Source organism: Pseudarthrobacter sp. C1 (assembly GCF_034720455.1).
In the GTDB taxonomy this organism is placed as follows: Bacteria; Actinomycetota; Actinomycetes; order Actinomycetales; family Micrococcaceae; genus Arthrobacter.
The window spans coordinates 50,812-72,778 of the sequence record NZ_JAYESK010000007.1 but is presented as its reverse complement, the minus strand read 5'-3'; the positions used below and the strand labels follow the sequence as shown (position 1 = coordinate 72,778).

Genomic DNA, 21,967 nt, shown 5'->3' with positions numbered 1-21,967 from the left:
GGGTGCCAAGCAGAGGAGAACTCTCCTAGCCCCCGGCGAACGGAGGCAGCACATCCACTACGTCGTCGGCCTTCAACACAACCGAATGATCGCGCACGGCGACTTCATTGAGGAGGAAGCTGCTCCGGGACAGGATGCGGGGCAGCGGAGGAGTGCCGGTGGGCGGTTCAGGGCGCTCGACTGCCAGGACAGCCTCCAAGAGATCCGCAACAGTGGAACCCGCCGCCAGGTTGAAGCGCTCTTCCTCGACGCCGGAGGCAGCGCGTGCGGCAGCGAAGTAACGTACGTTCAAAAGTTTCAGCCCCCGATGGCGCTCATGCTGCGGTCCGGCTGGACGAAGTCCGGAGCATCGAGTCCCACGTGGTCCATTCCGTGGGCTTTGGGCTTAAGCCACATGGCGTCCTGCCAGCGCTGGGCGAGTTCGCCGTCGCTGGCTCCCGAACGCAGGAGCCCCAGCAAGTCGATCTCTTCCCGGGAGAACAGGCAGCTCATGATCTTGCCCTCGGCGGTGATCCGGGTCCGGCGGCAGTCTGAACAGAACGGTTCGGTCACGGAGGCGATGATCCCCACCGTGCCCAGGACCGGGCCGGACAAAACGTCGGAAACAGACCCGGCCTCCCGCCGTCGTACTTCAAAGCGTTCCGCCGGGGCGCCGTCACGGGCGCGGGGGTCGGGGCTGAGGACAAAGTCGGAGGAGAGCAGCCCACGGATCTCGGCGGCCGTGATCATGTTCCGACGCGTCCAGCCATGGTCGGCGTCGAGCGGCATCTGCTCGATGAACCGCAGCTCGTAGCCGCGCTCCAGCGCCCATGCGAGCAATGACGGCGCCTCGGCATCGTTGATACCGCGCATCAGGACGGCGTTGAGCTTGACGGGGCCAAGACCTGCCGCCCATGCGGCATCCACCCCGGCCAGCACCTGGTCCAGGAACGGCCGGCGGGTCAGCTGGGTGAAGGTTTCCTCGTGCAGCGAATCCAGGGACACGTTGATCCGGGTCAGGCCGGCCGCCTTCAATGCAGCGGCTTTCTTCGCCAGCCCCACACCGTTGGTGGTCATTGAAATGGGCAGCCCGGGATGGTTCCGGCGGAGTGAGGCAATGATGTCAACCAGGTCGTGCCGCACCAGCGGTTCGCCACCGGTCAGGCGCAATTCGCGCACACCCAGCTGGTCCACGCCGATCCGCACGATCCGCACGATTTCCTCCGCGGACATCACTGCCTGCTTGGCGAGCCATTCCAAACCCTCGGCGGGCATGCAGTATGTGCAGCGGAGATTGCATTTGTCCGTCAGGGACAGCCTCATGTCCGTGGCCCGGCGGCCGTACCGGTCCACGAGTCCGGCAGCAGCGCCGGCGGGGCGGGCCGCCGGGACGGACGGCAGCGCTGCGCCCGCTTCCTCCCGTGGCTGCGGCATGCCTAGCTGGACACTCATGGATTCAGGCTACGCCACGATGGGCTCTGCATCACACCCGGGACGGTGCGGGCAGGGCAAACAGAATGTGTGGCCGGCAACGGGGACGCGGGTATCCGGCGAATCTATGCTGGAGATGTGGACAGCTCCCAGCCAGGGCAGGCAACGCACGACGGCGGGACACGGCTTCCGGAGCGCCCGGCGCCTTCCCTGCGGCATGGACGTGGGCGCGAGCAGCGGAGTGGGCATGGGCAGGCGCTACGGCGCCGCGCGTGGCTGGCAGCCGCGGCGGGTGCGGTCGCGGTGGGCAGCGCCCTGGTCCTGGGGGAACTCTTGGCAGCGGTGTTCAGTCCGTCGCTGTCACCTGTGACTGCTGTGGGCGGTGCCGTCATCGATGCCGTTCCTCCCGGTGTCAAGGACTGGGCTGTGGCAGTGTTCGGGACAGCGGACAAAGTTGCCCTCCTGGCGGGCATGGCGCTGGTCATCGCCGGATTCGCGGTGCTGGCAGGGGTCGTGGAGGACCGGCGGCGCTACGCCGGCGCCGCCGTGGTTGGCGTCTTTGGCCTGGCCGGCCTTGCGGCCGTCCTGACCCGTGCCCAGGCCAATGCCAACGCAATGAGCCTGGCGGTGTTCACCGCCGTCGTGGCGGTCGTCCTACTTCGGTTCCTGGTCCGCATGCTTCAGGAGTGGGGGAGCCAGGCAGCGGAGCCCGACCCAGCCGCGACGCCCGCCCCAACCCCGACCGCCGCCTTAGCAACTCCCGCCCCGGCCCGCCGCCGCTTCCTGCAGGCTTTGGCCGGGGGAGCCGCTTTCACGGCAGTCGGCGGCGTGCTCGCGGCAGCCTGGCGCGGTGCCGCCGCCGTCGTCAGCGAGGCCCGGGGCCGCGTGGCCCTGCCGGCTCCCGCGTCAGCGGCTCCGGCCATACCGGCAACTGCCGAGGCTGGAGTCGAGGGCATCACCCCGCTGGTCACCCCGAATGCCGACTTTTACCGCATCGATACCGCACTGTCCGTTCCCGCCGTCGATCCCGCCACCTGGGTCCTGAGGGTCACGGGAATGGTGGACAGGGAGGTTGAGCTGTCCTTCGCCGATCTCCTGGCCAAACCCCTGGTTGAACGCCATGTAACCCTCGCCTGCGTGTCCAACAGCGTGGGCGGCGACCTTATCGGCAATGCGCGCTGGCTCGGCTGGCCGGTCCGCGAGCTCCTCGCACTGGCAGGCCCCCGGCCCGGCGCGGACATGGTCCTGTCAAGGAGCGCCGACGGCTGGACCGCAGGAACGCCCCTTGAGGTGCTCAGCGACGGCAGGGATGCGCTGCTCGCCATTGGAATGAACGGCGAGCCGCTGCCCCTTGAGCACGGCTTTCCCGTGCGGCTGGTGGTGCCCGGACTTTACGGCTACGTCTCCGCCACCAAATGGGTCACCCAACTCAAGGTCACCAGGTTCGCGGATGACGTCGCCTACTGGACACCCCGAGGCTGGTCGGAACGGGGTCCCATCAAGACCTCCTCGAGGATCGATGTGCCGCGTGGCGGGCGCCCCGTGAAGTCGGGAAGGGTGCTGTTCGGAGGCGTGGCCTGGGCGCAGCACACCGGCATCGGGAAGGTGGAGCTGAGGGTGAACCGGGGCCCGTGGCAGCAAGCTGAACTGGCGGAAGGAATCTCCCGGGACATCTGGTACCAGTGGAAGCTGGGATTGGACCTGACGGAAGGGCAATACGAAATCCAGGTCAGGGCAACGGACCTTTCCGGCCATGTCCAGGACGAGCAGAGCCGCCCTGCCGCCCCCAACGGAGCCACCGGGCTCCACACCATTAGAGTGGACGTGAAACCCTGAAGGCTGACACTGAAGGCGGAACCATGACCAGCCCGCAACCGCATGGAACGCCTGTAGACCAGGCACTGCACCGTTCCCCGCACCACGCACGGTCCGTGGCTGGCCATGTGGCCGCCGTCGAAGATCTGTTGCGGCCCTTGCGGTCACCGGAGCGGACGGAGCGCCTGCCGCTGCGTGAGGCCCTGGGCCGGGGCCTGGTCGGCGACGTCCCGGCTCCCATCAGCCTGCCGCCCTTCCCCAACTCCCAGATGGACGGCTACGCCGTCCGCTCCGCTGACCTGCCCGACGGCGGCGGAGAGCTGCGTGTTATGCCTCCCGTCCCCGCCGGTGCCAGTCCGGACGGACTAAAGCCTGGCATGGCCGCGCCGATCATGACGGGAGCCATGCTCCCGGACGGAGCCGACGCCGTCGTCCCCATCGAGCGGGCCGTTCCGGACCGGTTCCTGCCGCCCGCCGCGCAGTCAGCGGAACAAGCAACGGTGCGTCTGCCCCCGGCAGCGCCCGGAACGTTTGTGCGCGCAGCAGGCAGCGACGTCCTCGCCGGGGAGACGGCCTTGGCAGCCGGTACTTTCCTGGGGCCGGCCCAGCTGGGACTGTTGGCGGCACTGGGGATCCCGGACGTGACGGTCTACAAGGCTGTGACGGTCCTGCTGGTGACCACCGGCGACGAGGTGGTGGAGCCCGGCCAGGAGCTCCCCGCCGGCAAGATCTACGACTCCAATGGCACCCTGCTGGAAGCGGCCATGACGCAGGCGGGGCTGGTGGTCCGGCGGGCAGGCATTGCCACGGACAACCCGGACGCGCTGCGGGCGCTGCTGCGGGCCGAAGGCAGCGCGGCGGACCTGATCGTCACCACCGGAGGGGTCAGCAAGGGCGCCTACGAGGTAGTCCGGCAGGCCATGGAGAACCAGCCGGTGGAATTCCTCCATGTGGCAATGCAGCCGGGGGGCCCGCAGGGGATCGGCAGCTTCGACGGGCGTCCCTTCCTGGGCTTCCCCGGCAACCCTGTCAGCTGCCTGGTGTCCTTCGAGATGTTCCTCCGCCCGGTGCTTGCGGGTTTGCTGGGGACGCCCGCACCCCGCCTGCCCCTCCGCGCCCGCCTCGCCCACCCGCTCACGTCTCCCGAACACAAGCACCAGGTCCGCCGGGGAACGTTGCAGTCCGACGGGACGGTGGAGCTGCAGGGCGGGGAAAGCTCACACCTGATGCACGCGCTCGCGGGTTCCAACGTGCTGGTTCACGTCCCCGAAGGAGTGGCCGCGCTCGCGGCCGGTGCGGAGGTGGAAGTATGGATGCTGTGAATGCAGAACAAACCCCGGCCGCGCTGACGCACCTGCGCCAGGACGGCAGCGCCCAGATGGTGGACGTGTCCGCCAAAGCCGAAACCACCCGCGAGGCCACCGCCACCGCCACGGTCCACACCACCTCGGAGGTGATGGACCTGCTCGGCTCGGGCGGACTGCCCAAGGGGGACGCCCTGGCCGTGGCACGGGTTGCCGGGATCATGGCGGCCAAGAAGACCCCGGAACTGATACCGCTGTGCCATCCGCTTCCGCTGTCCAGGGTCACCGTGGACTTCGAACTTGGCGCCGCGACGGTTTCGATCCTCGCCACCGTGAAGACCCGCGGCGTCACCGGCGTGGAGATGGAAGCCCTCACGGCAGTCTCCGTTGCGGCGCTGAGCGTTTACGACATGATCAAGGCCGTGGACAAGCACGCTGTCCTGACCGACATCAAGGTGCTGGCCAAGAGCGGCGGCAAGAGCGGGGACTGGGCACTGTGACTACTCCCGGCACCATCAATGCCCCCGAGCCGCACCGGCACGGCGACGTGCAGGGCCGGAAGGCCGGCGTCGTGATCGCCTCCACCCGCGCTGCGGCCGGCATCTACGACGACGAAACCGGCCCCGTGATTACGGACTGGCTGACCGAACACGGCTTCGACGTGTTCCCGGCCATGGTGGTCCCCGACGGCGAGCCCGTGGGCGCAGCCATCCGCGCGCTCCTCACCCAGCACCCCGCCGTCGTCATCACCAGCGGCGGGACAGGCCTCAGCCCGGACGACCGCACCCCGGACGTCACCCTTCCGCTGCTGGACCGCGAGATTCCCGGCATCATGGAGGCAGTTCGCCGCGCCGGTGCCGCGAAGACCCCGCTGGCGGCCCTGAGCCGCGGCTATGCCGGCGCGGCCGGCAGTACCTTCATCATCAACCTGCCCGGATCACCCAAAGGGGTCATGGACGGACTGACCGTCCTGGACCCCGTGATCGGGCACCTCTGCGACCAGCTGGAAGGCGGACATGGGCACTGAAGCAGTTTTCGAGGTAGTCAACGCCGTCCTGAGCGCGGAGCCAATCTCCGTTGACCAGGCCATTGCGGCAGTGGAGAGCGACACTGCGGGGGCAGTGGTCAGCTTCAGCGGCGTGGTGCGGAACCACGACGGCGGCAAGCCGGTTGAGCGGCTCAGCTACAGCGCGCATCCCACGGCACACCAGGTGATGGCCGACGTCGTCGCGCGCCTTGCCGGGGAACAGGCCGCCGGAAGCGGAGACAGCAGCGTGCCCCCGCAGCCGGTGCGGATTTGGGCGGCGCACCGGATCGGCATGCTGGAGATCGGCGATCCGGCGCTGGTGTGCGCGGTGTCCGCAGCCCACCGGGGCCAGGCCTTCGCCGTGTGCTCTGAGCTGGTGGACCGGATCAAGGAACAGGTGCCCATCTGGAAGGAACAGTTCTTTACTGACGGCACGGTGGAGTGGGTCGGCGCCGGCAGCTGAGGCGTCCGCTGGTGCCGGCCGGCACCATGCTTCCGGCGAGGTAACGCACAGTCCCTGGTTCCTGTGCGGCGCGGCCCCACCGGTAGGCTTAACGGCATGACCGAACAACTCCCTGCTCCCTTGCCCGTTGCCGTGCTGGGCGCGAACGGGCGCATGGGCGCCGAAGCCGTAAAAGCCATTGAAGCCGCACCGGACATGAAGCTGGTGGCGGCCCTGGGACGCGGCGATTCGCTGGACCAGATCACGGCTGCCGGTGCCCGGTTCGTGGTGGACCTGACGGTTCCGGAAAGCACCGAAGCGAACGTCCGGTTCGCCGTCGAACACGGCATCCACGCTGTTGTGGGAACCACCGGCTGGGACGCGGGCAGGCTGTCCGCGCTGGAAAGCCTGCTGGCCGGCCATCCGGAGACAGGTGTCCTGATCGCACCGAACTTCGCCCTCGGATCCGTGCTGGCCTCCGCCTTCGCCGCCAAGGCCGCCAAGTACTTCGAATCAGTCGAGATCATCGAGCTCCACCACCCGGACAAGGTGGACGCACCCTCGGGCACGGCGGTCCGCACCGCCCAGCTCATCGCCGCCGAACGCGCTGCGGCGCAGGTGCCGCCCAGCCCGGACGCCACCACCAGCGAACTGGCCGGAGCACGGGGCTGCGACGTTGACGGCGTAAGGGTCCACAGCGTGCGCCTCCGGGGGTTGGTGGCGCACCAGGAAGTCCTGCTGGGCGGTCCCGGAGAGCAGCTGACGCTACGCCACGATTCGTTCGACCGCGGCTCCTTCATGCCCGGCGTCCTGCTGGGCGTCCGCAACGTGGCGACACACCCCGGACTGACCGTAGGCCTGGACGGCTACCTGGACCTGGGGCTCTAGGCCATGAACGGGCTGCTGGCCGGCTTCCGGAAGAACCGCACCAAGATCTGGGTGGGAGCAGTAACCCTGCTGCTGGTCTTCTACCTGGTGGTGTCCTTCCAGCGCTCCATCCTCCTGCTGACGGACAGCAACCTCGCGGCGCAGGCTATCGGTGCGGCGTACCTGGTGCTGCCCGCCATCGGTGCATGGGCCCTGATCCGGGAGCTGATGTTCGGTGCCCGCACGGAGCAGATGGCCAAGGTCCTGGAGGCGGAGGGCGGACTGCCGGTGGACGAGCTGCCCCGCACGCCGGCCGGCCGGATCGTCCGGACAGCCGCGGATGCCGAGTTCGAGAAGTACCGTTCCGAGGCTGAGGCGGCTCCGGATGACTGGCGCTCCTGGTTCCGCCTGAGCTGCGCCTATGACGCCGCCGGCGACCGGAAACGCGCCCGCGCTTCCATGCGGGACGCCATCAAGCTTTTCCGCGGGAACGTTTCCGCCTAGGACCCCCCCTGCCGCCCGGTGCCCGCTTGTTGAGCACAGCTAGTGCTGAGCACAGTTAGCGGATGGACCGAGGCTCGCCCCGGCCCGCCCGGTTCGCGGCATGTCCCAGCCATTCCAGCGGCCCCCGCCACTTCAGCAGCACGAACACCATGCCCACAATTACTGCGGTGGCGGCATGAGCGAAGTACATTCCGTCCTCCGTCCAGCCGGCCGGCAGCGGTTTGAGGTAGAAACCGGAGACCACCCAGACGTGGACTGCGTAGAGGCTCAGGGTCATCGCTCCCGCACCGCGCAGCGGCAGCAGCAGGTCCAGGTCCACCCACTCGGCCAGCCGGCCCAGCAGCAGGCATGCCCCGATGACCGCCACAGCCACGCCCGACGTGTGCAGCAGGTCCAAGGTGGTGGCCGAGTGCGGTGCGGCGGACGCCAGCCACCACCAGGACCCCTCCTGGGGGATACCCGTCAAGTTCACCTGCAGGATGCTCTCCAGTGGATACCCCGGAGAATTCAGCAGCTCCTCCAGTGCAGCCCGGCCGCCCCAGCTTTCCATTGCCGTAACACCCAGGGTCTTGGCCAGGACTGCGACGATAGTGCCCCCTACCAGCAGCACCACCGGGACCATTGCCCTGCCCAGCACCAGCCTGCCCACGATGAGTCCGACGAGCAGGTATGAAAGCCACTGGAACACAGGGTAGTAGCCGGTGAAGAACAGGTCCGCCAGCAGGCTTGCCGGTGTCGAGAGGTCCTCCCAGGAGGGGTTGTGGCCCAGCTGCATCGGCGGTTGGGCGGCGAGGAGCCACGGGCGCAGCAGGTATGCCAGCACCGGTGACCCCAGGACCCAGCCGCCGGCCCAGGCGCAGAGCTGCTTCAGCGCCATTCCCAGGAAAGGCAGGACACACAGGAACAGCACCGCGTAGTGGACCAGGATGATGGCCAGGTTCACCTCCAGCCCGCCCAGGGAAAGTCCGACGGCGGCAATCACCAGGGCGCGCAGGGCAACGCCGCGGCGGGCGGCGGCCAGGTCAGGGCCCTGCAATGGCTTGTGCTTTCCGGTGGACAAGGCCAGGCCCACCCCCGCAAGTACCGCAAACAGTGCCGCAGCCCGGCCCGAGAAGGTGAGGCCAATCCAGGTGGGGGTCAGGTCCGCGTTCGACTCGAAGGTGGGAAGCAGGTGGGTGGCCATCATGCCCAGCAAAGCCAGGCCACGGGCAGCGTCGATGCCGTGGAGCCGCGCCGTAACGGGCCGCCCGGCAGTCTTGCGGGACGTTCTTGCCGGGGTACGGGACGTCATGACCAGATCGTCTCATACCTGACTGTGCCGGAGCTGTCAGGAAACTTCTTGTATTCGAATATGTGTTCGAATAATATGGGCTGCATGCACACTCCATCATCCGGAATTCCCGCCCATGAGTCCGGCAATGCAGGGCTCATGAAGGCCATGAGTCCAGGGGTTGTTGACTTCCTCTTCCGCCAGCTGGTGGCGGGCCGGCCGCCCGAGGATGTCGAATGGGAGCAGGAAGGCATCAGCCTTGCAGCCCAGCCCGAGGGTCCCGAGCTGGCCCGCCGCCTCGCGGAAGCGGACCTTGACGCACTGACCCCGGTGGAACTGTTCCACTATGTCCGGGCCGCCCAGCGGCTTGCCTCATGGGCGGAGGAGCTGCGGCAGGCCGCCGTCGGACGGTATTGCGGCCCGCCGGCAGGGGCGCCCCGCTCCGCAGGCCGGCACGCTCCCTGACTGCCCCGAATGCGGTGCGGGGGAGGTGCCGGGGAGGGGAGAGGAGCCGCTGGCGCCGAGGGGCGCGGCCGCCTGTTTGACCTGCATCACGCTCCCGGCATTGTCCTAACCAGCCGCTGACAGGGTAACGTTTTTTCCATGGCTGACAATTCCGCGCATCTCCCTGCCCTTGGTACTCTTCTGACCGCCATGGTCACACCGTTCACCAAGGACGGCGCAGTGGATTACGAGCAGGCCGCTGAACTGGCCAGCAAGCTGGTGGATGACGGCTGCGACGGCCTGGTGGTCACCGGAACCACGGGCGAAACATCCACCCTCACCGACGAGGAAAACCTCGGCATGTTCCGCGCCGTCAAGGACGCTGTCGGCGGCCGCGCTGCCATCATCGCCGGCACGGGCACCAACGACACCGCCCACTCGGTGCACCTTTCCCGGCAGGCGGCGGCCCTCGGCGTCGACGGCCTCCTCCTGGTGACGCCCTACTACAACAAGCCCAGCCAGGCCGGGGTCCGCGCCCACTTCGAAACGGTGGCCTCCGCCGTCGACGTGCCCGTCATGCTGTACGACATCCCCGGCCGCTCCTCCATCGCCATTGAGCCGGACACCATGATCCGGCTGGCGCAGCACCCGAACATCGTGGCAGTCAAGGACGCCAAGGCCGACTTCGTCGCCGCCACGCGCGTCATGGCCGAGACGGACCTCCTCTTCTACTCGGGCGACGACGGACTGACCCTTCCGTGGATGGCCCTTGGCGCCGTCGGCCTGGTGGGCGTCACAACCCACGTGGCCACGCGCCGCTTCCGCGAGCTCATCGACGCCGTCAACGCCAACGACCTCAGCACTGCCCGGAAGATCAACTTTGAACTCCTGCCAGTGGTCCGGGCCACCATGACGCGGGTCCAGGGAGCCGTTGCGGCCAAGCAGATTCTTAAATGGCAGGGAGTCCTGCCCAACTCGATTGTCCGTTTGCCCCTCGTGGAGCCGGACGAAGCCGAGATCGAAACCATCCGCGGGGATTTGGCGGAAGCGGGGCTGGTCTTTTCCTGAGGAGTAAGACCAGCACCCTTCCGCCTGGAAAGTAGTGCAATATGACCCAAACTGCCCTCACCGGCCTTGTCACCCCTCCCCGCCTGCCGCAGGGAACCCTCCGGATTGTTCCGCTGGGCGGACTGGGGGAGATCGGCCGGAACATGGCCGTGTTCGAAATCGACGGCAAGCTGCTCATCGTGGACTGCGGTGTCCTTTTTCCCGAGGAAACCCAGCCCGGCGTCGACCTGATCCTGCCTGATTTCTCCTACATCGAGGACCGGCTGGACGACATCGTGGCCGTTGTCCTCACCCATGGACACGAAGACCACATCGGAGCCGTTCCGTACCTGCTGCGCCGCCGCAACGACATTCCGCTGGTGGGCTCGCAGCTGACCCTCGCCCTGATCGAGGCGAAGCTGCAGGAGCACCGCATCCGGCCGTACACCCTCACAGTCGAGGAAGGCCAGATCGAAAAGTTCGGCCCGTTCGAGTGTGAGTTCGTGGCCGTCAACCACTCCATTCCCGACGCTTTGGCCGTGTTCATCCGGACCGCCGGCGGCACCGTCCTGCACACCGGCGACTTCAAGATGGACCAGCTGCCGCTGGACGGACGCATCACCGACCTCCGGCACTTCGCCAAGCTCGGCGAGGAGGGCGTGGACCTCTTCATGTCCGACTCCACCAACGCCGACGTCCCCGGCTTCACCACTGCCGAGAAGGAAATCGGGCCCACGCTCGAAAGGCTCTTCGGCCAGGCCACCAAACGGATCATCGTGGCGTCCTTCTCGTCGCACGTCCACCGGGTCCAGCAGGTGCTGGACGCAGCTGCCAAGCACAACCGCAAGGTGGCCTTCGTGGGCCGCTCCATGGTCCGCAACATGGCCATTGCCGAGAAGCTCGGGTACCTGGACGTCCCGCCGGGCCTGATCGTGGACATCAAGAACGTGGACAACCTCCCGGACAACCGCGTGGTGCTGATGTCCACCGGTTCGCAGGGTGAGCCCATGGCAGCCCTGTCCCGGATGGCCAACGGCGACCACCGCGTGGTGGTGGGCGACGGCGACACCGTCATCCTTGCCTCCAGCCTCATCCCCGGCAACGAGAACGCAGTCTTCCGGATCATCAACGGGCTGCTCAAGCTCGGCGCCGACGTGATCCACAAGGGCAACGCCAAGGTCCACGTCTCGGGCCACGCCGCCGCCGGCGAACTTCTCTACTGCTACAACATCCTCGAGCCGCTCAACGCCATGCCGGTGCACGGTGAGACCCGCCACCTGATCGCCAACGGCAAGATCGCCATCGAGTCCGGCGTGCCCGAAGCCAGCGTCATCCTCGCGGACAACGGCACCGTCATCGACCTGAAGGACCACCGGGCTGACGTTGTGGGCCAGGTGGAAGTCGGCTTCGTTTACGTGGACGGCTCCAGCGTCGGCGAGATCACGGACGCCGACCTCAAGGACCGCAGGATCCTCGGCGACGAAGGCTTCATCTCCATCATCACCGTCATCCACCGCGCCACCGGCAAGGTGGTATCCGGCCCCGAGATCCACGCCCGCGGCGTGGCGGAGGACGACTCCGTGTTCGACGAAATCATCCCCAAGATCAACGCGGCGCTGGAGGAGGCGGTCCTCAACCACGCGGACCACACCAGCCACCAGCTCCAGCAGGTGGTCCGCCGCGTGGTGGGCACCTGGGTCAACCGCAAGCTCCGCCGGAAGCCGATGATCATCCCCGTGGTGCTCGAGGCCTGACACCAGCCTGCCTGCTCCGGCCCGCGCTCCCGTCCGACGGGGCCGCGGGCCGGACGCGTTTAAGGGCCGCGAACCGGCGGACCAGGGGGTCCAAATCCCCGGAAAACCAGCCCAACTCGGGTACCGTGGCTGGTATGGCCACTCGTACTACGTCCGCGCCCAATGGCTCCAGCAGGGGCAGCGCCGGAAGCAAAACCGGCAGCTCCTCCGGCCGCGGTTCAGGCTCCACGGCCGCCAAATCGGGGCGTGCCGGCGGCTCTTCCAGCACCGCGCGCACCCGCCAGCTTCCCGCCGTCGAGCACCACCAGCCGTGGCTGCTGCGCGTGGTGGGCGGAGCCTGGCTGGGAGTGGGCCACCTGGTGGGCGGAGGCGTGCGGCGCATCGGCCACGACGTCAGCGACCTCCCCGCGGAAGAACGCCGTGACGGCGCCGCCCTGTTCAACCTGGCCCTTGGCATCTTTATTGCCACCTTCGCCTGGTGGGGCCTGACGGGCTGGTTCCCGGACGCGGTGTACGCCGTGGTCAACGGCACCTTCGGGTGGATCTCCCTGCTTCTTCCGCTGATGCTGTTTGTCTGCGCGTTCCGGCTCTTCCGCCAGCCCTCGGACGGGCGGGGAAACAACCGGGTGGGCATCGGCTTCCTGATCATGACGTTCGCCGGCTGCGGACTGGCCCACATCCTCGGCGGACAGCCCACCGTGGCCGACGGCTTCGACGGCCTCCGCCAGGCCGGGGGCATGCTGGGTTTCCTCGCTGCGTCGCCGTTGGCCGCCATCCATCCCGCCGTTCCAGTCGTGTTCTACTCGCTGCTGGCCTTCATTTCCCTGCTGATCATTACGGCTACTCCGTTCACCGCGATTCCGCGCCGACTGCGCGCCGGCTACGAGCACCTGATGGGCATTGACCTGCTGGATGACCAGGACCGGGACGCCCATGACCGCAGCTACCTGGAACGGACCGCGCCCGCCACAGCGTCCAAGGCCCCCAAGAAGAAGCGCCGCTTCTTCGGCAAGGACGAGGAGGACGCCGACGCCGGACTGGAGGGCTATGTAGGGGACGAAGCCTTCGAGCACGCGGTGATCGACGACGATGACGCAAAGGGAGGCGCGGCGGCCCGCCCGGCGCCGGGAGTCCGGCGGCCCACCCAGGCGGAGATCGCCGTCGAGAAGATCAAAGCTGCCCAGGGCCTGGGCAGCGCGGCGCAGGGAGCGGCTCCGGCGGGGGAGAACGCAACCGAAGCCATCCCCATGATCACCCCCGGCATGTCCGCAGCCGCTGCCAAACCGGCAGCCGCCCCCACAGTGCCATCCAACCCCGTGGCGCCCGCCCCGCCGCCGGTTCCCATTCCGCAGCGCACCGAGCAGCTGTCCCTCGCCGGCGACGTGACGTACACGCTCCCGGCATCGGACTACCTGACGCCCGGCTCCATCCCCAAGGAGCGCACGGAAGCCAACGACGCCGTCGTCGCTGCCCTGACTGACACCCTCCAGCAGTTCAACGTCGACGCCACCGTAACCGGCTTCAGCCGCGGCCCCACCGTTACCAGGTACGAGATCGAACTCGCCCCCGGAACCAAGGTGGAACGTGTCACCGCGCTGTCCAAGAACATCTCCTATGCCGTAGCCTCCAGCGACGTGCGGATCCTCAGCCCCATCCCGGGCAAATCGGCCATCGGCATTGAGATCCCGAATACGGACCGCGAGACCGTCTCGCTGGGCGACGTCCTGCGAAGCCAGAACGCCCGCCGGACGGACCACCCCATGGTGATGGGCGTGGGCAAGGATGTGGAGGGCGGCTATGTCGTAGCCAACCTCGCCAAGATGCCCCACCTCCTCGTGGCAGGCGCCACCGGTGCCGGAAAGTCATCGTTCGTGAACTCGATGATCACGTCCATCCTGATGCGTGCCACCCCTGACGAGGTGCGCATGGTGATGGTGGACCCCAAGCGCGTGGAACTGACCGCCTACGAGGGCGTGCCGCACCTGATCACGCCCATCATCACCAACCCCAAAAAGGCCGCCGAGGCACTGCAATGGGTGGTCCGCGAAATGGACGCGCGCTACGACGACCTCGCCAACTACGGCTTCAAGCACATCGATGACTTCAACAAGGCGGTGCGGGCCGGCAAGGTCCAGCCGCCGGTGGACTCCAAGCGCGTCATCCGGCCGTATCCCTACCTGCTGGTGATCGTGGACGAGCTCGCGGACCTCATGATGGTTGCCCCGCGCGACGTTGAAGACTCGATCGTCCGCATCACGCAGCTTGCCCGGGCGGCAGGCATCCACCTGGTCCTGGCCACCCAGCGGCCTTCCGTGGACGTCGTCACCGGCCTGATCAAGGCCAACGTTCCGTCCCGCATGGCGTTTGCCACGTCCTCCGTCACGGACTCGCGCGTTGTCCTGGACCAGCCGGGTGCCGAGAAGCTGATTGGCCAGGGTGACGCGCTCTTCCTGCCGATGGGCGCGTCCAAAGCCATGCGCGTCCAGGGCGCCTGGGTCACGGAGTCCGAAATCCACAAGGTGGTTGAGCACGTCAAGGGACAGCTCCAGGCAAGCTACCGTGACGACGTGGCCGCGGAGGCGCCGAAGAAGCAGATCGATGACGACATCGGCGACGACCTCGAGGTCCTGCTGCAGGCTACCGAGCTCGTGGTCACCACGCAGTTCGGCTCCACCTCGATGCTCCAGCGCAAGCTCCGCGTCGGCTTCGCCAAGGCGGGGCGCCTTATGGACCTGCTGGAATCCCGGGGCGTCGTGGGCCCGTCCGAAGGGTCCAAGGCCCGTGACGTCCTGGTGAAGCCGGACGATCTTGCCCCCGTCCTGGCGGCCATGAAGGGCCAGGACGCACCCGCTGCGCCGGACTCGCAGACCGCAGCCCTGAGCGACAACGCCAATGCGAACATCGCCCGGGGCGGATACGCGGAAGACCTCGTGGCTGCGGACCTCGACCAGCGGAAGCAGAGTGCCGAATATTACGACGGCTCGGATTCCCCGCCCGGCGGCTACGACGACGAGGACGGCTCCGAAGATGCCTGGTCCCTCACCGGGCGCTAGCCCAAAGACTGTAGCCTAGGAACGTGACTAGCACCGATGCCACCGCGGCCGGCCCAGGCCGTGCCGGGGTCTGGAACCTTCCCAATATCCTGACCATGATCCGCATCGCGCTGGTCCCGTTCTTCGTGTGGTTCCTTATCGCGGACGCGCCGGGGCTGCAGAGCGCGTCCGGGCCGTGGCGGTGGGCGGCGGTCGCGGCGTTCGCCGTCGCCATCTATACGGACAAGCTCGACGGCGACATCGCCAGGAGCCGGAACCTGGTGACGGACTTCGGCAAGATCGCCGATCCCATCGCGGATAAGCTCCTCACCGGTTCCGCCCTGGTGATGCTCTCGGTGCTGGGCGAACTTCCATGGTGGGCCACACTGGTGATCCTGGTCCGCGAGTGGGGCATCACCGCACTGCGCTTCTTCGTGATCCGCTACGGCGTCATCCCTGCTTCGCGGGGCGGAAAGCTCAAGACCGTTGTGCAGACTGCGGCCATCTTCCTGTACCTCCTGCCGCTGGGTGCCTTCGCTCCATGGCTGGCCTGGGTGGCGTTCGCCGTCATGATGGCGGCCGTGGCCATCACAGTCTGGACCGGCATCCAGTACGTGATGGAGGCACTGCGCCTTCGGGCGAAGGGAAAGCTGCAGGCACGCAGCAGCAAAGGACAGGAGCCGGCATGACCAACCTCCACCATCTGTCCGCGGAAGCAGTCAGGAAAGCCCTCGACACGGGACGCACCGTGGCCGCCGCAGAATCCCTGACCGCCGGGATGGTGTCCGCAGTCCTTGCCGACACGCCCGGCGCCTCCGGGATCCTGCAGGGCGGGGTGGTTGCCTACCAGAACTCGGTCAAGGAATCGGTCCTGGACGTCCCGGCCGAGTTGCTGGCCCGCGTCGGATCCGTCGACCCCGGCGTCGCCGCAGCCATGGCGGCCGGAGCCCGGACAGTCCTGCGCGCTGACATCGGCGTCTCCACCACCGGCGTTGCGGGGCCGGATGAGCACGACGGAAAGCCGGTGGGAACCGTGTATGTAGGCATAGCCACCGCCGCCGGGACGGAAGCCTTCGAGTATTCCTTCGCCGGCAACCGTGCCGAAATCCGCGGACAGGCCTGCGGGGCTGCCTTGGAACGGCTTCTGGAGGCCCTGTCCCGGTGAACCCGGCCGGCCGAAGTTACCCGGATGTAAAGTTGGCGGGAACAAAAGCCGGTACCGATTAGTTATTACATTGTGTCGCTTCCGGATAGCGGAGGCGCCTAGGATGAAATGACCACGACGGTTCGCGCCACCGCGGACCTGACCTATGAGGGAGCAAGGCGATACAGATGGTAAAGCAGCCCGTATCCGTTAACGGCGTTGTCCGCTGGAAGGATGTGGGCCTCGCCGATCAGGCTAAGAGCGAACAGAAGGAGCGCAAGATGGTTGTACTTCGTCACGAAATCGGTGATGTCCTGCGCGATGTCCGCCAGCGTCAGGGGCGTACGCTCCGTGAAGTCTCGCACAGCGCCCGTGTCTCCCTGGGTTACCTCAGTGAAGTGGAGCGCGGCCAGAAGGAAGCGTCATCCGAGCTCCTCTCTTCGATCTGCTCGGCGCTGGATGTCCCGTTGTCCAGCATGCTCCGCGAAGTGAGCGACCGTGTGGCAGTTGCCGAAGGCGTTGCCGTTCCGGACACCGTTCCGCAGGAGTTCTCCCAGCGTTATGGCCGCGACCTTGAGCGCGACCTGAACACTGAACTCAACGACGAACTTTCCACCGGCCTTCTTTCCGGCGCCCGGTAAGCGCGCCGCCGCAAGGCGGCCTTGGAAACAAGACACACTGAAGCCTCCGGCCGTGCCGGGGGCTTCAGTCGTATCCGCCTACGTGTCTTCCGCAGGGGCGGCCGCCGGCCCGTCCTTCGGGAACCCGTCACGCTCGTACGTGGAGTTCAATTTGGCCATGTACCGGGCCAGTTCTTCCAGGTCCTCCACCGGCCATTCGCCCAGGCGTTCACGAAACACCTGCCGCCGGGCATCCTGGACCTGGTGCATCTTCTCCTCACCCTTAGGAGTGAGCCGGATGGCCTGGGCGCGCCCGTCCAGCGGATCTGCCTCCTTGGACACGAGTCCCAGGCTCTCGAGGAACGCAATCTGCCGGCTGACGGACGGCTTGCCCACGCCAATGTTCATGGCCAGGTCGGTGAGCCTGATCGGGCCCTCCCTGCGGATCACCGTCAGCAGGCCATAGGCGGCCGGCTCCATGTCCGGATGGACCTGGCGGGAGAGTTGGTTGGAAATGGCCCGGGCGCGCCGCCAGAAGAGGCTGATCTGGTGCTCCACGTTCTGCAACGCGGCGTCCACGGTGGCTTCGTCGTGGCGGCCTTGCAGGGAGGGGACGTCGGGGGAGCTGCTCATGGCAACAATTCTAGGGTGCGGATCGTGAGAGACTTTTCTGGTGCGAATCAGCGATTATTGGCGGCTTATGGACGACGAATTCGGCGCCGGGTACTCGCGGGTCCTCAGCAGCACGCTTGTGCTGGCCGGGGTGGGCGGGCGCACTGCGGACCAGGCGCTGGCTGCCGGGGTGGAACCCCGCAAGGTGTGGCTGGCAGTCTGCGACGTCCAGGACGTCCCCGCCGAGCGCAGGCTGGGCCGGGACCTCAAGCCCCGCGCGAACTAGCCTGATTCTCCTGACACGCCGCGCTCCTGTTCGAATACCTGTTCGGGTAAAGCTATGCTTTTCATAGCGGGTTATCCACATAGCCGCCGTTATCCGGCCGGAATGTCAGTGGGTCCCATTAGCGTCAGAGATGACCAATAAACGGCCGCTGAGGCCACTCCAAAGCGAGAAAGCATTAGAGGTGTGAACCATGGCGGCAGCCCCGGATCGTGCAAAAGCGCTCGAAGCAGCGCTGGCCCAGATCGACAAGCAGTTCGGTAAAGGCTCGGTCATGCGGCTCGGCGATGAAGTCCGGGCCCCCATCGAGGTCATCCCCACAGGCTCCATCGCCCTGGACGTTGCCTTGGGAATTGGCGGCCTTCCCCGGGGCCGCGTCGTTGAAATCTACGGCCCGGAATCTTCCGGTAAAACCACCGTTGCCCTGCACGCAGTGGCCAACGCCCAGCGACTGGGCGGCATCGCCGCCTTCATCGACGCCGAGCACGCCCTCGATCCTGAGTACGCCGCCAAGCTCGGTGTGGACACGGACGCCCTCCTGGTCTCCCAGCCGGACACCGGCGAGCAGGCCCTCGAAATCATGGACATGCTGGTGGGTTCAGGTTCCCTGGACGTTATCGTGATCGACTCCGTCGCGGCGCTGGTGCCCCGTGCCGAAATTGAAGGCGACATGGGCGACAGCCACGTGGGCCTGCAGGCACGGCTCATGAGCCAGGCCCTGCGTAAGATCACCGGCCGCCTGAGCCAGACGAAGACCACCGCCATCTTCATCAACCAGCTCCGTGAAAAGATCGGCGTCTTCTTCGGTTCCCCCGAAACCACCACCGGCGGTAAGGCCCTGAAGTTCTACGCCTCCATCCGTATCGACGTGCGCCGCATCCAGACCCTCAAGGAAGGCGCGGATTCGGTCGGTAACCGGACCAAGGCGAAGATCGTCAAGAACAAGATGGCCCCGCCCTTCAAGGTGGCCGAGTTCGACATCATCTACGGCCAGGGTATCTCCCGCGAGGGCGGCATCATCGACATGGGCGTGGAGCACGGCATCATCAAGAAGTCCGGCTCCTGGTTCACCTACGATGGCGACCAGCTGGGCCAGGGCATGGAGAACTCGCGCCGGTTCCTGCGCGACAACCCTGAACTGGCCGCCGAACTCGAGCGCCTGATCAAGGAAAAGCTTGGTGTCGGCGTCAAGCCTGCGGAGCCCGAATCCAAGGATTCCCCGAAGCTGAAGGCCGTTGACGGGTTCTAACCGTTGACCAGCCCTGAAAATGCGCGCCCCCGCCGGTCCAGAGCCGGCGGGCGGCGCGCCGCTTCGTATGCCGATGACCTCCAGGACGGCCCGGCTCCGGACTCTCCCGTTGCAGGGGATGCCGAGCCTGATCCGGTGTCGGTTGCGCAGTCCATCGTCTATCGGCAGCTAACAGCCTCAGCCAAGAGCAGGTTGCAGCTCGCACAGAAGCTTGCAGAGCGGAACATCCCGGAAGACGTCGCAGAGGCAGTGCTGGACCGGTTCCAGGAAGCCCGCCTGATCAACGACGCCGACTTCGCCGACATGTGGGTTCGGAGCCGCGCCCAGTCGCGGAAGCTGGCAAAGGGCGCACTCCGGCGCGAGCTGACGGAGAAAGGCATCGACCAGGAGACTGCCGCCGCGGCGCTGGAACAGTTGTCGGACGCAGATGAAGAAGCCGCAGCAAGGCAACTCGTTGAGCGGAAGCTCCGCCCGGGGACGGATCTTCAGGACCGGGCGGAACGGGACAAGGCTGCGCGCCGGCTGGCCTCCATGCTGGCCCGCAAGGGCTACCAGCCGTCCCAGGCATTCCGGATCGTCAACGACGTCCTGGAGTCCCGGGCCGCAGCCGACAGTGGCGAACGGTAAAACCGGTACCCTTAACAGGTGAGTTTGACCATCCCTTCCCCCCTTTCCGGTACCGGCACCAGCACAGCGGCCGCCGACGCTCCGCAAGCGGCTGCCCAGAAGCCACGCACCTACCAGGTGCGCACCTTCGGCTGCCAGATGAACGTCCACGACTCAGAGCGCATGGCAGGCATGCTCGAGGACGCAGGATACGTACCGGCCGAGGGTGAGCAGGCCGACGTCGTGGTGTTCAACACCTGCGCAGTGCGCGAAAACGCCGACAACAAGCTCTATGGGAACCTGGGCATCCTCGCGCCGGTGAAGGCCGCGAACCCCGGCATGCAGATTGCGGTGGGCGGCTGCCTCGCCCAGAAGGACCGGGAAACCATCCTGAAAAAGGCGCCATGGGTGGACGCCGTCTTCGGCACCCACAACGTTGGCGCCCTGCCCGCCCTGCTGGACCGCGCGCGCCACAACAACGAGGCCCAGCTCGAAATCCTCGAGTCCCTGGACGTCTTCCCCTCAACGCTTCCCACCAAACGCGATTCCGTCTACTCGGGCTGGGTATCTATTTCCGTAGGCTGCAACAACACCTGCACCTTCTGCATCGTGCCCGCCCTCCGCGGAAAAGAGAAAGACCGCCGGCCCGGCGACATCCTGGCCGAAATCCAGGCCCTGGTTGACGACGGCGCCATCGAAGTCACCCTCCTCGGCCAGAACGTCAACTCCTACGGCGTCGAGTTCGGCGACCGGCAGGCCTTCTCCAAACTCCTCCGGGCCTGCGGCGATATCGAAGGCCTGGAACGCGTCCGCTTCACCAGCCCGCACCCTGCCGCGTTCACAGACGACGTCATCGACGCCATGGCGGAGACCCCCAACGTCATGCCGCAGCTGCACATGCCGCTGCAGTCCGGCTCGGACAAGGTCCTGCGGGACATGCGGCGCTCCTACAGGTCCACAAAGTTCCTTGGCATCCTGGACAAGGTGCGGGAAAAGATTCCCCACGCCGCCATCTCCACCGACATCATCGTGGGTTTCCCGGGTGAAACGGAAGAGGACTTCCAGGCCACCCTGGACGTGGTCGAGAAGTCCCGCTTCGCCACCGCCTTCACCTTCCAGTATTCCAAGCGCCCCGGCACCCCGGCGGCCGACCTGCCGGACCAGTTGCCCAAGGCCGTGGTGCAGGAACGCTTTGAACGGCTTACCGCCCTCCAGGACAGGATTGCGGCAGAGGAAAACCGGCGCCAGCTGGGCCGCAGGGTTGAGGTCATGGTCACAGCGCAGTCCGGGCGGAAAGCCGGGGAAACCCACCGGCTGTCCGGCCGCTCGCAGGACCAGCGGCTGGTGCACTTCTCCGTCCCGGAGGGCGCCCAGGCTCCGCGTCCGGGAGACCTTGTCACTGTCACCATCACCGAGGCTGCCGCCTTCCACCTCGTGGCCGACCCCACCCTGGCCGACTACAGCCTGCGCCGCTCCCGGGCCGGCGACGCCTGGGACAGGTCCCAGGCGGATTCCTGCGGAGCCCCCGCGCCCGGTGCCGGTACCGGCGGCAAGGGCGTCTCGCTGGGCATGCCCTCGCTGCCCGTCCGCACCCGCTGACCGGTGGGCTCCCCGCCTGTCATCGCCGTCGTCGGTCCCACCGGTTCCGGCAAATCCGACCTTGCCGTCAGCCTTGCACTGGAACTTGGCGGCGAAGTCATCAACGCCGACGCCATGCAGTTCTACCGCGGCATGGACATCGGCACGGCAAAAATCACCCAGGCCGAACGCCGGGGGGTGCCCCACCACCTGCTGGACATCCTGGATGTGACCGAGGAAGCCAGCGTGTCCCGGTTCCAGCAGCAGGCGCGCGCCCTGGTCTCGGACATCCACGCCCGCGGTAAGCGCGCCATCCTGGCCGGCGGCTCCGGCCTGTATGTGCGGGCCGCACTGGATGTCCTTGAATTTCCCGGAACGGATCCGCTGGTTCGCCAACAACTTGAGGCTGAGCTCGCGGAGAACGGGCAGGCGGTGCTGCTGGAGCGCCTGCGCGAAGTGGACCCGGTGTCGGCAGGGAGGTTGTCCGACGCCCGGCGCATCATCCGTGCACTGGAGGTCCACCGGCTCACCGGCCGGCCGTTTAGTTCCTTCATGCCGCAGCGCGAGTACGTCCAGCCGGCCGTCCAGGTGGGCCTGGCCGTGGACCGGGACGTGCTCCGCGACCGGCTCGCCCGCCGGGTGTACCGGATGGTGGACGACGGCCTGCTCGCGGAAGTCCAACGGCTGGACAACCAAGGGCTGCGCCAAGGGAAAACCGCGTCCCGCGCCCTCGGCTACGCGCAGTTCCTCCGGGTCGTCGACGGCGCGTCGACCGTAGCGGAGGCCGCGGAAGACACCATCGTGGCCACCCGGCAGTTCGCACGGCGCCAGCTCACCTGGTTCCGTGCCGATCCCCGCATCTCCTGGCTGGATTGGCAGGACCCGTCGTTGGTGGCCAAGGCCGCAGCGCTGTGCGAACGGCCGCGTATTTAGGGCTGCCCCGCCCGGCCGGTACCCTT

The 21,967-nt window shown here is 67.2% G+C and carries 23 protein-coding genes; 19 read left to right on the top strand and 4 right to left on the bottom strand.

What is annotated here, in order from left to right; genetic code table 11:
- Nucleotides 1-25 precede the first annotated feature (25 nt).
- Together U7114_RS13190 and moaA are read right to left on the bottom strand one after the other, a co-directional pair.
- Nucleotides 26-292 carry a MoaD/ThiS family protein gene (locus U7114_RS13190; protein ID WP_157238589.1) on the bottom strand — a complete coding sequence of 89 codons (267 nt, stop codon included), beginning with the start codon at nt 290-292 and terminating at the stop codon, nt 26-28.
- Between the two features lie 5 nt (nt 293-297).
- Nucleotides 298-1,431, bottom strand: coding sequence for a GTP 3',8-cyclase MoaA (gene moaA, locus U7114_RS13185; protein ID WP_323057603.1), 1,134 nt, complete (start codon nt 1,429-1,431; stop codon nt 298-300).
- Nucleotides 1,432-1,725: 294 nt separating this feature from the next.
- Here moaA and U7114_RS13180 point away from each other — a divergent pair, with 294 nt between their 5' ends.
- From U7114_RS13180 to U7114_RS13150, 7 genes are all read left to right on the top strand, one after another.
- Nucleotides 1,726-3,246, top strand: a complete 1,521-nt coding sequence (locus U7114_RS13180) for a molybdopterin-dependent oxidoreductase (protein WP_416235556.1) — start codon at nt 1,726-1,728, stop codon at nt 3,244-3,246.
- A gap of 23 nt (nt 3,247-3,269) precedes the next feature.
- Nucleotides 3,270-4,547 (top strand): gephyrin-like molybdotransferase Glp, encoded by a 1,278-nt coding sequence (glp, locus tag U7114_RS13175; protein WP_323057602.1) that lies wholly within the window; start codon nt 3,270-3,272, stop codon nt 4,545-4,547.
- Nucleotides 4,535-5,029 (top strand): cyclic pyranopterin monophosphate synthase MoaC, encoded by a 495-nt coding sequence (gene moaC / locus U7114_RS13170; protein WP_321215863.1) that lies wholly within the window; start codon nt 4,535-4,537, stop codon nt 5,027-5,029. The genes glp and moaC overlap by 13 nt, the downstream gene beginning before the upstream one ends.
- The gene (locus U7114_RS13165) at nt 5,026-5,556 is read left to right on the top strand and encodes a MogA/MoaB family molybdenum cofactor biosynthesis protein (protein WP_321215864.1); all 531 of its coding nucleotides are present in this window, start codon (nt 5,026-5,028) and stop codon (nt 5,554-5,556) included. The genes moaC and U7114_RS13165 overlap by 4 nt, the downstream gene beginning before the upstream one ends.
- Nucleotides 5,546-6,019, top strand: coding sequence for a molybdenum cofactor biosynthesis protein MoaE (locus tag U7114_RS13160; RefSeq protein WP_321215865.1), 474 nt, complete (start codon nt 5,546-5,548; stop codon nt 6,017-6,019). The genes U7114_RS13165 and U7114_RS13160 overlap by 11 nt, the downstream gene beginning before the upstream one ends.
- Nucleotides 6,020-6,115: 96 nt before the next feature.
- Nucleotides 6,116-6,886 (top strand): 4-hydroxy-tetrahydrodipicolinate reductase, encoded by a 771-nt coding sequence (dapB, locus tag U7114_RS13155; protein WP_323057601.1) that lies wholly within the window; start codon nt 6,116-6,118, stop codon nt 6,884-6,886.
- A gap of 3 nt (nt 6,887-6,889) precedes the next feature.
- Nucleotides 6,890-7,369, top strand: coding sequence for a hypothetical protein (locus U7114_RS13150; RefSeq protein ID WP_323057600.1), 480 nt, complete (start codon nt 6,890-6,892; stop codon nt 7,367-7,369).
- A gap of 55 nt (nt 7,370-7,424) precedes the next feature.
- Here U7114_RS13150 and U7114_RS13145 read toward each other — a convergent pair whose 3' ends face one another.
- Nucleotides 7,425-8,660, bottom strand: a complete 1,236-nt coding sequence (locus tag U7114_RS13145) for a heparan-alpha-glucosaminide N-acetyltransferase domain-containing protein (RefSeq protein WP_323057599.1) — start codon at nt 8,658-8,660, stop codon at nt 7,425-7,427.
- Between the two features lie 84 nt (nt 8,661-8,744).
- Between U7114_RS13145 and U7114_RS13140 the strand changes: the two genes are divergently transcribed.
- From U7114_RS13140 to U7114_RS13110, 7 genes are all read left to right on the top strand, one after another.
- On the top strand, nt 8,745-9,104 hold the full coding sequence (locus U7114_RS13140; protein WP_370460360.1) for a hypothetical protein: 360 nt from the start codon (nt 8,745-8,747) through the stop codon (nt 9,102-9,104).
- Nucleotides 9,105-9,242: 138 nt separating this feature from the next.
- Entirely contained in the window at nt 9,243-10,151 is a 909-nt protein-coding gene (gene dapA / locus U7114_RS13135; protein ID WP_157238585.1) for a 4-hydroxy-tetrahydrodipicolinate synthase, read from the top strand.
- Between the two features lie 41 nt (nt 10,152-10,192).
- Nucleotides 10,193-11,884, top strand: coding sequence for a ribonuclease J (locus U7114_RS13130; protein WP_157238584.1), 1,692 nt, complete (start codon nt 10,193-10,195; stop codon nt 11,882-11,884).
- Between the two features lie 134 nt (nt 11,885-12,018).
- On the top strand, nt 12,019-14,937 hold the full coding sequence (locus U7114_RS13125; RefSeq protein ID WP_323057598.1) for an FtsK/SpoIIIE family DNA translocase: 2,919 nt from the start codon (nt 12,019-12,021) through the stop codon (nt 14,935-14,937).
- Between the two features lie 23 nt (nt 14,938-14,960).
- Nucleotides 14,961-15,605, top strand: a complete 645-nt coding sequence (pgsA, locus tag U7114_RS13120) for a CDP-diacylglycerol--glycerol-3-phosphate 3-phosphatidyltransferase (RefSeq protein WP_321215869.1) — start codon at nt 14,961-14,963, stop codon at nt 15,603-15,605.
- Nucleotides 15,602-16,081, top strand: a complete 480-nt coding sequence (locus U7114_RS13115; RefSeq protein ID WP_157238582.1) for a CinA family protein — start codon at nt 15,602-15,604, stop codon at nt 16,079-16,081. The genes pgsA and U7114_RS13115 overlap by 4 nt, the downstream gene beginning before the upstream one ends.
- A 167-nt stretch (nt 16,082-16,248) precedes the next feature.
- Nucleotides 16,249-16,701: a helix-turn-helix domain-containing protein gene (locus tag U7114_RS13110; RefSeq protein WP_043793869.1), complete on the top strand. Its 453-nt coding sequence runs from the start codon at nt 16,249-16,251 to the stop codon at nt 16,699-16,701.
- Between the two features lie 78 nt (nt 16,702-16,779).
- Here the strand turns inward: U7114_RS13110 and U7114_RS13105 are convergent, their stop codons facing one another.
- Nucleotides 16,780-17,313, bottom strand: coding sequence for a MarR family winged helix-turn-helix transcriptional regulator (locus U7114_RS13105; RefSeq protein ID WP_157238581.1), 534 nt, complete (start codon nt 17,311-17,313; stop codon nt 16,780-16,782).
- Between the two features lie 40 nt (nt 17,314-17,353).
- Here U7114_RS13105 and U7114_RS13100 point away from each other — a divergent pair, with 40 nt between their 5' ends.
- The 5 genes from U7114_RS13100 to miaA all read left to right on the top strand — a co-directional run bounded on the left by U7114_RS13100 (nt 17,354) and on the right by miaA (nt 21,941).
- On the top strand, nt 17,354-17,578 hold the full coding sequence (locus U7114_RS13100) for a DUF3046 domain-containing protein (protein ID WP_321215870.1): 225 nt from the start codon (nt 17,354-17,356) through the stop codon (nt 17,576-17,578).
- 190 nt (nt 17,579-17,768) lie between these two features.
- Nucleotides 17,769-18,824: a recombinase RecA gene (gene recA / locus U7114_RS13095; protein WP_066274884.1), complete on the top strand. Its 1,056-nt coding sequence runs from the start codon at nt 17,769-17,771 to the stop codon at nt 18,822-18,824.
- A 135-nt stretch (nt 18,825-18,959) separates the two neighbouring features.
- On the top strand, nt 18,960-19,451 hold the full coding sequence (locus U7114_RS13090; RefSeq protein ID WP_323057597.1) for a regulatory protein RecX: 492 nt from the start codon (nt 18,960-18,962) through the stop codon (nt 19,449-19,451).
- An 18-nt stretch (nt 19,452-19,469) separates the two neighbouring features.
- The gene (gene miaB / locus U7114_RS13085; RefSeq protein WP_323057596.1) at nt 19,470-21,029 is read left to right on the top strand and encodes a tRNA (N6-isopentenyl adenosine(37)-C2)-methylthiotransferase MiaB; all 1,560 of its coding nucleotides are present in this window, start codon (nt 19,470-19,472) and stop codon (nt 21,027-21,029) included.
- A 3-nt stretch (nt 21,030-21,032) separates the two neighbouring features.
- Nucleotides 21,033-21,941 carry a tRNA (adenosine(37)-N6)-dimethylallyltransferase MiaA gene (gene miaA / locus U7114_RS13080; RefSeq protein WP_323057595.1) on the top strand — a complete coding sequence of 303 codons (909 nt, stop codon included), beginning with the start codon at nt 21,033-21,035 and terminating at the stop codon, nt 21,939-21,941.
- Nucleotides 21,942-21,967 lie beyond the last annotated feature (26 nt).